Annotated in this window: 12 protein-coding genes and 1 tRNA gene; 6 read left to right on the top strand and 7 right to left on the bottom strand. The window is 45.9% G+C overall.

Going from position 1 to position 9,119, the window contains the following annotated elements; genetic code table 11:
- Nucleotides 1-623, bottom strand: a 623-nt coding sequence (locus WFK81_RS30670) for a MerR family transcriptional regulator (protein WP_336791184.1), incomplete at its 3' end; no start/stop codon positions are given.
- Nucleotides 624-877: 254 nt separating this feature from the next.
- Between WFK81_RS30670 and WFK81_RS30665 the strand changes: the two genes are divergently transcribed.
- Complete coding sequence (locus WFK81_RS30665; RefSeq protein WP_336791183.1) at nucleotides 878-1,117, top strand: hypothetical protein; 240 nt, start codon at nucleotides 878-880, stop codon at nucleotides 1,115-1,117.
- 562 nt (nucleotides 1,118-1,679) lie between these two features.
- Here WFK81_RS30665 and WFK81_RS30660 read toward each other — a convergent pair.
- Nucleotides 1,680-2,438, bottom strand: a complete 759-nt coding sequence (locus tag WFK81_RS30660) for a helix-turn-helix domain-containing protein (RefSeq protein WP_336791181.1) — start codon at nucleotides 2,436-2,438, stop codon at nucleotides 1,680-1,682.
- Between the two features lie 604 nt (nucleotides 2,439-3,042).
- Here WFK81_RS30660 and WFK81_RS30655 point away from each other — a divergent pair.
- The 4 genes from WFK81_RS30655 to WFK81_RS30640 all read left to right on the top strand — a co-directional run bounded on the left by WFK81_RS30655 (nucleotide 3,043) and on the right by WFK81_RS30640 (nucleotide 5,119).
- Entirely contained in the window at nucleotides 3,043-3,489 is a 447-nt protein-coding gene (locus WFK81_RS30655) for a phBC6A51 family helix-turn-helix protein (RefSeq protein WP_336791179.1), read from the top strand.
- On the top strand, nucleotides 3,486-4,109 hold the full coding sequence (locus WFK81_RS30650) for a hypothetical protein (RefSeq protein WP_336791177.1): 624 nt from the start codon (nucleotides 3,486-3,488) through the stop codon (nucleotides 4,107-4,109). Before WFK81_RS30655 ends, WFK81_RS30650 begins: the two co-directional genes overlap by 4 nt.
- On the top strand, nucleotides 4,109-4,294 hold the full coding sequence (locus WFK81_RS30645) for a hypothetical protein (protein ID WP_336791175.1): 186 nt from the start codon (nucleotides 4,109-4,111) through the stop codon (nucleotides 4,292-4,294). The genes WFK81_RS30650 and WFK81_RS30645 overlap by 1 nt, the downstream gene beginning before the upstream one ends.
- A gap of 363 nt (nucleotides 4,295-4,657) precedes the next feature.
- A complete protein-coding gene (locus WFK81_RS30640; RefSeq protein ID WP_336791173.1) occupies nucleotides 4,658-5,119 on the top strand; it encodes a helix-turn-helix domain-containing protein in 462 nt (153 codons plus the stop codon).
- A gap of 516 nt (nucleotides 5,120-5,635) precedes the next feature.
- Here WFK81_RS30640 and WFK81_RS30635 read toward each other — a convergent pair.
- Nucleotides 5,636-5,715, bottom strand: a tRNA-Gly gene (locus WFK81_RS30635).
- Between the two features lie 382 nt (nucleotides 5,716-6,097).
- Between WFK81_RS30635 and WFK81_RS30630 the strand changes: the two genes are divergently transcribed.
- Entirely contained in the window at nucleotides 6,098-6,478 is a 381-nt protein-coding gene (locus tag WFK81_RS30630; RefSeq protein ID WP_336791171.1) for a hypothetical protein, read from the top strand.
- Nucleotides 6,479-7,361: 883 nt separating this feature from the next.
- On the opposite strand, the gene WFK81_RS30620 is transcribed toward WFK81_RS30630, so the two are convergent.
- From WFK81_RS30620 to WFK81_RS31035, 4 genes are all read right to left on the bottom strand, one after another.
- Nucleotides 7,362-7,625 (bottom strand): hypothetical protein, encoded by a 264-nt coding sequence (locus WFK81_RS30620; RefSeq protein WP_336791167.1) that lies wholly within the window; start codon nucleotides 7,623-7,625, stop codon nucleotides 7,362-7,364.
- A gap of 426 nt (nucleotides 7,626-8,051) precedes the next feature.
- Nucleotides 8,052-8,198, bottom strand: coding sequence for a hypothetical protein (locus tag WFK81_RS30615; protein ID WP_336791165.1), 147 nt, complete (start codon nucleotides 8,196-8,198; stop codon nucleotides 8,052-8,054).
- 318 nt (nucleotides 8,199-8,516) lie between these two features.
- Nucleotides 8,517-8,639 carry a hypothetical protein gene (locus tag WFK81_RS30610; RefSeq protein WP_336791163.1) on the bottom strand — a complete coding sequence of 41 codons (123 nt, stop codon included), beginning with the start codon at nucleotides 8,637-8,639 and terminating at the stop codon, nucleotides 8,517-8,519.
- A gap of 3 nt (nucleotides 8,640-8,642) precedes the next feature.
- Nucleotides 8,643-8,864 (bottom strand): NUMOD4 domain-containing protein, encoded by a 222-nt coding sequence (locus WFK81_RS31035; RefSeq protein ID WP_442956113.1) that lies wholly within the window; start codon nucleotides 8,862-8,864, stop codon nucleotides 8,643-8,645.
- Nucleotides 8,865-9,119: the final 255 nt, after the last annotated feature.

The raw sequence follows: 9,119 nt of genomic DNA, 5'->3' as shown, positions 1-9,119 counted from the left end.
TAATCGATCACGAATCGATCACGGGCTGCCGTGTCTTCTTCCTTCTTACGCCAACCAACTTTCTTCAGTCTTTCAGCTTCAGGCTTTGCGTTCCAGGCATCAAAGGCTTCCTTTCGAAGCTGTCGTTCTATTCTCCGTTCAGTCATCCGTTCGTTCACGCGATCACGGCGTTGCTGTTCAGGATCAGGCAAAGCCGGTGCCGAAGCTGCCGCTTCCTTTTGCCCCTGAAGCAACTGTCCAATGAACTGAAGCGTTTCCCCTATATCGCGCATCTGTTCGTCCATTTCGTTCATACGATCGTTCACGATCTTTTCCAACTGTAGCAAGGTTTCCGGGACATTGATCATCAGTTGATCACCATGATCAGTCACAGTTTCAGCTGTCATCACAAGAGGAACATGTGCGGCCGATAACGCTTCTTCAACACGTTCAACCGTCATCCCAGTGATGGAATACAGCTCACGGATTTTGGTTAGCACCGATAAAGAATTCTCTGCCACCTGATACGCCTTACCCTGTTTGCGTATTTGCAATCGGTGGCCGTGCTGCCGTACATACCGGCGTACCGTTGCATCAGGAATATTCAGCTTTCCTGACAGCTCTGTAACCGTCAACCAAACCATCGTTCACCACGCTCCCCACCGTTCATCAATCATGACTGATTCTAGTCGTATCATGGGTTTTCCTGCTATTACCCCGGCAATTCCCCCACGTTATCGGTCACCGTGAACGATAATGTCTGTCATCTGCGTTATAAGTTATTTGGGGTAGGTAGGTCAGAAACCCGATCAGAACAGAGCCTGTCCCAACCCCTAGCTACATAGACAAACTGTCCTGTTGTATGATTACCTTAAGAACTTAAAGGAGGCTGATACGAGTGCAAACTACTAAAGCGGAGAAGGAACCAAAGTATGTACGGGTAACGATGGACGTGTGGTACAACGAAACGGATGATCATATTCATATGACCACACCGTCAACAAAGAATGATAAGGGGATTCATACTACCGTAAACAATCACGAAGGTTCAGTTCGCTGCCACAAAAACCTGTACGATAAGCTCAAGGGTATTCTCGTCAAAGCCGGTAAATACCCGAACGTTCAAGATGGTGAATAGCTGATTGTTAACGGGGTTGGGAAAGTTCTCCCAACCCTACGTTATGCCTGGGGGAAACGTGTCCGTCCAGGTCGCAATGGCTGTAATAAGTAAGATCGAATGCGACGAGAACCTGTTACACGGTAAAACTTCGATTCGGCATATCTCCAATAGCTAGTACGTTTTTGGCCACTTGTCGTTGTCCAGGTCACTTGAAATATTGTCTGTAACCTGATGTCATAGGCTGGAAAGATATAAATGCTGTCCTGTTCTGAAATTAGCGTTGTATAGCCATCCGCTGTGATCGTGTCCCTTTTGAGCTTTGTCCTAATGTTCCGTAGACAAATATCATCTGCAATGCCGGGTCCCCAATTTTTTACTTTTATACGGATTTTAGAATTATCGCCAGTTCCATGAATGATTCCTTCAAGCTTTAACAATGCCTGATAGGGGTCATGCGACATCCTACGGGTCAATTTATACGTAAATACGACCACCCCGAGTGTAATGACTGATGACAACGCCTGTATCCAGTCTGTTACTGTTGGCGATGATACTGCCTTTATCCAATTCATCAGCAAGTTTACCCCTTTTTATCAAGCTTTCTCGCCAACTTTCGCATCTGTTCTAGCTTTTCAGGTGGAATTTCGGCCGGCGCTTGGTCTGAATCTTTGACAATATCAATCTTTGGCTTACGATTGGAAGTAGTACGGTTACGGCGTGGTTGTATGACATCTGTGTGGCTGCTGGCAACTTGCATATTTGCAATTTCTCTCTGAACTGACGTATCTAATAAGGCTTCAAAGTTACTGGCTTTCCGGGTCGTTACACGTTGAACAACTATGTCAAACCGTTCTCTTGGTATTTCTTTTTTATATTTTTGGTAGATGAATTCAATAGATTGGTTACGTTTATCATCATCAGTTAGAAATGGTAATGATAAATGATTATGTTTGGGTGCACTGTGTGCACTCCCCCCGTGCATGACATGCATCCCCCCGTGTGCACTATGTGCACTCCGCTCGATATTCGCAAGGAAATCATATGCGTCTACAATGGTGTACTCGTTGGAGCTGTCGCCTCCATTATCCTTTTGGCGCGGTTTCTTCCGGATCAGGCCCATTTCCACTAGTTTCGCAACGCAATATTTAGCTTTGCGTTCGCTCATTCGTCCACGTTTGGCTAACGTGGCGTAAGCAGGGAAAGACTTGCCGTCCCTGTCTGCATGGGCGCAAAGCAGTATGTATATGGTTTGGTCGTGAATGTCGAGCCCTTCCACGTCAAATATTGCGTCAGCTGTACTGAAATACCATTTACTAGTTTTAATCGTATCGTTAGACATAATAAAAAGCCCTCCAATGGTTGGGGGCTTCGTGGTTGCTAGATAGACTGATCCCGTGATAAGATAGGTTCAACCAAATAGACACACGAAGCCCGTGTGTGATACGAGAAGGACAACCTCAACCGGCCAAAGTTGAATGGGTTGTTCTTTTTCGTTGTTGGGACAATTCTACCATTTTACGAATGATCGGACAACAGCGGAAATCCGCTCCCAGCCTGCATTTACAGATGATCTGTGAACACGCGTCAATACCAGTTACTAGAAAAGTCTTGTAATAAACAAGCGTAGCCCCCCCTATTAGATGAGCTGCCATTAGCTCAATTCCTCCTAGGCCGTACCCATTTTGGGTGCGGTCTTTTTATATGGATTGATAGGGACGTGATGAAGTGAACAGTACGACAGTCAGAGTATTGAGAGCGGTTCTGCATCAAAGCCAGAGTACTTTCGCCGCCAACATCGGCGTGTCGCAAGCTTTGATTTGGCAGATAGAAAACGATGTTCAAAGGGTTACGCCAGCGGTGGAGCACAAGATTAGATCATACGTGGACGTTAGCCGGACTATATCCAGCCTGCTGAATGACAGTATGAATAGGGGGGATTTGTGATGCAAGAAAGACAGATTATCCGATCCAACAGTCGTGGTGACCTATCGGCTACGCAGCTGGCTGTTGCAGAGTATCTTTCCATGCCTGGGCGTGGTGGGATGACGTATGAACAGCTTGCCGAGAAGCATGGAATTTCACTTCGCTGCCTTTACGATTGGCGGCAAAACTATTGGTTTGCTGAGCATGTTCGCCAACGCACCATGGAAAAGGTCATCGAGCATCTCCCCGATGTGATGGAAGGGCTGACACGTCAGGCACTGGAAGGGAAATCTATTAAAGCCGTAGATGTCTGGTTGAGGGCTAACGGTTTGATGAACCAAGAAATGACCATCCGTCCGGGCCCGCCGGCAGAGGATCGTTCAGAAGCTGCCATCCGTGCTGACATCGAGCGCATGCGCCGTGAACTTGGCTTTACCGACAACGATGAGGGGGATTCACCAAAATGAGAAATTGGGTATTGAAGGAACAATTTGATCACCAGGACACACACTATAATGCCGTTGTCGCAAAGTATGAAGCAGCTGTTGTGTCTGCAGGTACGCACCTAAAAGACTTGCTGGCGGAGAAAGGTGCTTTGATCCGTGACGAGTTTACAGGTAAGGATCGGAGTAAGGAGAAAGCCAAGATTGCCGCACGCATCGAATCAGCAGAAAAGGCATTGGCTGCCGCCGAACATGAATGCCGCCAAGTCCATGACTACCGGCGTTCCGCCTTAGACGGGCGTATAAGCGTCAGAGACCTCGTGAACGATTGGTCGGGGGATTACAGGTCGGCTGTCCGTTCTGAAGAGCTACAACCGATTCTTGAACGTTTGGCGGCTTCACGGGAAGCTTACCTGAATGCCCTGCTGGACTTGAAACAATTGGAGGCAGAATATGAGCCAGCTTATAGGCAGCTCTCTGACGTTGCCTATAAGGATAACCAGGCTAATCATCCAGGCAACTACGTTATGCCGAAATCAATTATCAGCAATAGCGATGTCCTCCGTATCAGTCACGATGATCTTATGATGATCGATCGCGGGCAGCTACCTAATGGGGTTAAACGTATTCCGGGGGGTATCTAATGGATAAGCAACAATTCGTGGACAGCCTTCGGGCGTTACAGACAAAGCTGGCGGACGCTACCGCTGAGATTACGTCTGATGACGTTGAGACCGCAAAAGGGATTGTTCGCCACCAACCGTCTATGAACAATCGTGTGCTGTTTGCTCAGGTGTCGGCACGTTACCAAACACAACAAGATGCTTAGGTGCATCCGACAGCGGATCAGGTAGCAATTGGAGGAAGCTCTGGCCCAGGCCGAAACGTTACTACGCCTTCGGTAAGAGGCTTCAGGGACATCAGAAAAGTCAGGACGTAGAAAAGAAGCCTAAAATCATGGAAACGCCGTATGAAGGCGCTAAGGGGCTTACAACGCATGGACTAATCAAGCTAAGATAGGACAGCTTGCAGGATCAATGAGATCTGCGGGCTTTCCCTTTTTGTCTTTTGCCGTTTACCGTTCATATGATCAATATCTCAATTGGAAGATATTAACATAGTTACAGCATGTCTGAATAATAAGCCGCCGCTGTTATTACACACCGAATTCAATTATGGAGGTAATGACGAAATGGCACGTAGTGAAGATATATTCGCCAAGCTACACAGATCAGCGTACGACAAAGGATTGATGGGGCAGCTCAGTTCAGGAGCTTGGAAAGCTTTGTGTGCCCTTTCTGTTCATATGAAAGAGGATGGTACGTGCTGGCCGGCACAGGCTACACTTGCTGAAAAGTTGGATCAAAGCGAGAAAGCGGTAAGCCGATGGATCGGGGAGCTGCTTGCCTTTCGATGGAACGGAAAGCCGATCGTTACAGTTGTGAAGAATCCGGTCAAAGATAAGCCAGGGCATTTCTATAACGTGTACACGATCCATAAGGAATCAGGATTCTCAATATTCAGCGATCAACGCAATGGCAGCTGTCAGAATGAACGTGACCAGGAAGCACGGTACAATGAATCGTTGAACGGCGGTCATAGCATGGAGGCCATAATGAAGGCGTTAGGCAGTGGGACAGATTTGGGGGTATAACCATAGCCATTACTTATAACCAAATCCATTCTTTAAAACCAAAACCATCTTTAAGAAGAAGATTTCTACGCCAAATATGGAAGAACGTTAAGGTCTTAAAGATATAAAGAACCATAGGAGGGGCCGGACAAATTTATCCGGTCCCCGCCTGCTGTTACGGTTATTTCTCCATATGAAGATCAATCTTGAAGATTCCGATTACGTGGATGCCGAGCTTGAATAGCTTAAACTTCTTCATTTCAAAACCCCTCCCTTTCAGTATTCTCATGTTTCTTATACGAGCTGGTAGTCAAATTATTAAGGCAGCGGTGTTGAATATCGTCTGACCTCCCGATCGGCTACACTTGCAATAGTCACAATTGCCCCGTCAATTCACCGTTTTTGCCCAACTGTACCTAAGCAAGATTTTTCAGCTGAACGCTCCGATTACTGCCGAGTTTGCGCAATCCACCCTTATAGACAGCCTTGAAGACAGCAAAAAAGCGACCCTCTAGGAAGGTCGCTTTGATTACGAAATGGAGGTGGCGGGACTCGAACCCGCACGGTTTGCACCCGCTGGTTTGGTAAACCAGTGTGTCTGCCAATTCCACCACACCATGAATGAACTGGCTCCGGAACAAGAACCATCTTATACCAAAATGTCCCATATTGTAAAGATAGTTATTCCTGATTTATGCAAAAAACTGCATAATCGCTGCATAAACGGCTGCCGAACCTAGCCTAATAGAAGAAGAATAGCTGAAATCCCTTGATACTACTAGATTCTTGGCAAAACTACTATCTCGCAAAATATGAATTTTGTGCAGATGTAGGTCGATTCACAACGGTGAGGTCCTGAGATTCGTAGCCTTGGTATATATTACGGAATCCGCGTCCCGATCGGTCGATGAACATAAACCCCAAAACTTTTGTTGACGTTGGTTAACAAATGCTTACAATAGTTAACGTAAGTACTCAATCACGAAGGGTGATGTTAATATGGCTTCTGCAGCTTTCCGTATTAATAAGATTGTCGATGCGATCACTAAGTTTAGAGTTCGACGGGGTGTATTGAAGAATCAATTGGAACAACCCGAATTTGAAGCTGATAAGGAATATATTCGGGGACAGATCTCTGCATTGGATCAAGTGATTCAGGATCTTATGGTTGAATTTGACGTTGAACATCCCGACCGAGTAGATGAACCAAAGCGCAAACGTGAAATTATTGATCGAATGATCTCTGATGGCCATCATGATGCTGCTAAAGAGCTTGACCGATGGCGTGACCACCGTGGAAACCACTGGGGGTGGAACGGCTGGTTGAAAGGAGCTTATCCATCTTTAGCTAATAAATACGGTGTGCATGATCACGGTTGATATAAAGGCCGGCATGGCGGGGGACGGCCCCTTCCAGCCCATCATCATGGCTACACACTGCATATAAAATATATTGGAGATCCGGGGAACTGAAGTACATTAGCGGACATTTATGAGCCTCGGAAGCCGCGCCATATCTGGTTTACTGATACTTACACCGACAATTATTTCTGTTGACTTTGGAAACATGTAGTTCTATACTTCGGCTATAAGAGTCGAACAGCCATTCGCCTAAAACAAAACATATGTTCCTGTTTTAGGCGCAAATAAAGCGAACCAGGTGTGCGAGACCCGATTCGCTTCTATGTAAAGACATGTAACAAGAATACGGGGGATTTTCCCTCGTTGAGCGATTAGCTCTAATCTTATAAGGCTTCGTCCACTTTAACGTTTCCTAGGCGTCGTGGATGAAGTCTTATTTGCTTTTATTGATTGTGTGGATGTATGTCAGTAGTGCGATTAAGAATAGGCCTCCAGTGAACAGCAGCGTAATCAACTTAATAGCGTCTTCCATATCTCCCCTCCCTTCTGCTCATTGGAGGGGAACCCACGTTCTTCTTGTCTGTCGTGCCTACAATATACCGAATTCTTAGTCACTTTGGCAAGGATAAATGAAATAAATTTTTCCAACTTCCGATAACATTGATAATACCGATATTATCGGAAGTTAGGGCTGTTCTCGTGTCAGCGACGTGCCGGTCAAACTAGTCTGATGTGCCGATATAGTACATCTCTTTTCATGGCCAGATCCAGCGCGGCTTGATTACAAGAAACCACCCTCGCAGAGCGTATCGCTGTAGATTGTCGGTACGCGCTATAAAAAGTAAAAGCCACTTCCATCCGGTGCTTCCGGGGAGCGGCTTTTTTTATGCCTTTCAACATTCTATGACTTAATATTGCTTGCTGTGGTTGTTTCCTTGCTGCCTGTAACGGGCACCGGTGCTGTAGGTGGAAGTGTCTTCTTCACTGGTGCTGCTGGTTTTGGTGTTGGTGGAGCTGGAACAGCTGCCGACATTTTAGCCAAATGCTTCTCAATGGCGTCCAGCTTATCTGTAATGGCGTTTACCTTCCAATACCACAGCCAAAACTGCCGAACAATCAAGAATACTACCACAAAAATAAGAAGAAGAATTACTACTGACTTCACTATTTATCCCCCTGATGTTTATGTAATTTCCAGTTCACTTCAATTCATCGGCAGTCTGATACGAATACGTTACATCACTAGCCGTATGAAGCTGTCTTTTACGTTGAGTGCAAATCAGGAGATTTTGCGTTGAAGGGCGAATAATGGCTGGGAAGTAATTGACTTTGAGGTTCTCCGACGAGATGATTCAATCCTAGCCGAGTTGGGGTATATACTGATTGAGATGACCCAAATCCTGCCCAAAAGAGCTTCGCAGTAGGGGTATCATTTGTTACTTTTATTATAATTTTTCTTTACTTCTTTCGGCCTTGGTTGTAATCTAAGGTCATACAATATATCATGTGTTATAGGTATTAGTAAAGATACGACAAAAAAAAAGCCTTCGACTAGTGGCATAGTCGAAAGCAAATTGGTTAAGTATGAGTACTAACGGCGGTTGTAACCGAGAATCAAGAGCAACAAAATGATGTTAACTGGTAACCCAAGCAGAGTGGCATCCGCTAGGTACTGGTTAGTCAAACTATCGATCAAGATCAGAGCTACAGCATCTAATCGATTATCCTTCTGTTCCATATCCCGTTCACCTCCTTGACTAGAGTGAACGAGTACGGCGGTGCAATTGAATTTCACATCTTCATTAGCATCAACCTTTCAAAATATGTAATGATCGGCGTGTGCCAAATCTGTTAAAAAACAGAAATGGTAGACGCCTATATGCTTATGGTATCCTGTTCCATAAAGAAAAGTCAAGGTACGAACAATATAATAGGGTGGAATATTTTTAAATCCGCTCCGAAGCCTTACTGGGAGCGGCTTTTCATTTTGTCTACCTTCGCAAAAACTTACATCATTGGCCGCCAAAAGCTGTCTACGAACTCTGTAGCAGCCTGCCTAAAATACCTGGTCAATTGACTGCCCGTCCGGGGCCAGGCTTTGCATGTTCTGACCGAACAGTTCGGTAGCCCTTTGAATGAGGTCCCGTTGCTCGATCATTGCTTCGTATGTAACAACCATGCTTTACTCCTGCCCCCGATATTGGCATCCCCGCACGTCCCCGAACGCCTTTTCCCATAGCTCTTTTGTCCGGAAGTTTTTCTTGGACAGCTTTACCCACCTATATCCGTATTCATCGCCCTTTCGTACACGGTATCGGTTCGTTGATAAACTGAAGACCCTCCCCGTTGCGCTGATTTCATATAATCCTTCATATCCTTCAATTGGAACTCGCTGTTCGTCCATCATTCGCTCCTCATCCCCTATCCTTCATTGACATAATCGAAGCCAAGATTCCCAATCGCCCCAGCCCCCCTAACAGGTGGCCTGACGCGGTGTTAAGTTAGCCCGTATTCCTCCCGTAATCGCTGTTCGTATCGTTCATCCACGTAATCGATCACGAATCGATCACGGGCTGCCGTGTCTTCTTCCTTCTTACGCCAACCAACTTTCTTCAGTCTTTCAGCTTCAGGCTTTGCGTTCCAGGCATCAAAGGCTTCC

This window comes from Paenibacillus sp. MMO-177 (assembly GCF_037147795.1).
Classification (GTDB): Bacteria; Bacillota; Bacilli; order Paenibacillales; family Paenibacillaceae; genus Pristimantibacillus.
The sequence above is the reverse complement of the archived record's forward strand: the minus strand, read 5'-3'. Positions and strand labels throughout refer to the sequence as shown.

Coding starts and splice junctions, on each gene's coding strand:
- WFK81_RS30660 (WP_336791181.1), bottom strand. CDS start 2,438: ATGTCTAACGATACGATTAAAACTAGTAAATGGTATTTCAGTACAGCT.
- WFK81_RS30655 (WP_336791179.1), top strand. CDS start 3,043: ATGCAAGAAAGACAGATTATCCGATCCAACAGTCGTGGTGACCTATCG.
- WFK81_RS30650 (WP_336791177.1), top strand. CDS start 3,486: ATGAGAAATTGGGTATTGAAGGAACAATTTGATCACCAGGACACACAC.
- WFK81_RS30645 (WP_336791175.1), top strand. CDS start 4,109: ATGGATAAGCAACAATTCGTGGACAGCCTTCGGGCGTTACAGACAAAG.
- WFK81_RS30640 (WP_336791173.1), top strand. CDS start 4,658: ATGGCACGTAGTGAAGATATATTCGCCAAGCTACACAGATCAGCGTAC.
- WFK81_RS30630 (WP_336791171.1), top strand. CDS start 6,098: ATGGCTTCTGCAGCTTTCCGTATTAATAAGATTGTCGATGCGATCACT.
- WFK81_RS30615 (WP_336791165.1), bottom strand. CDS start 8,198: ATGGAACAGAAGGATAATCGATTAGATGCTGTAGCTCTGATCTTGATC.
- WFK81_RS30610 (WP_336791163.1), bottom strand. CDS start 8,639: ATGGTTGTTACATACGAAGCAATGATCGAGCAACGGGACCTCATTCAA.
- WFK81_RS31035 (WP_442956113.1), bottom strand. CDS start 8,864: ATGGACGAACAGCGAGTTCCAATTGAAGGATATGAAGGATTATATGAA.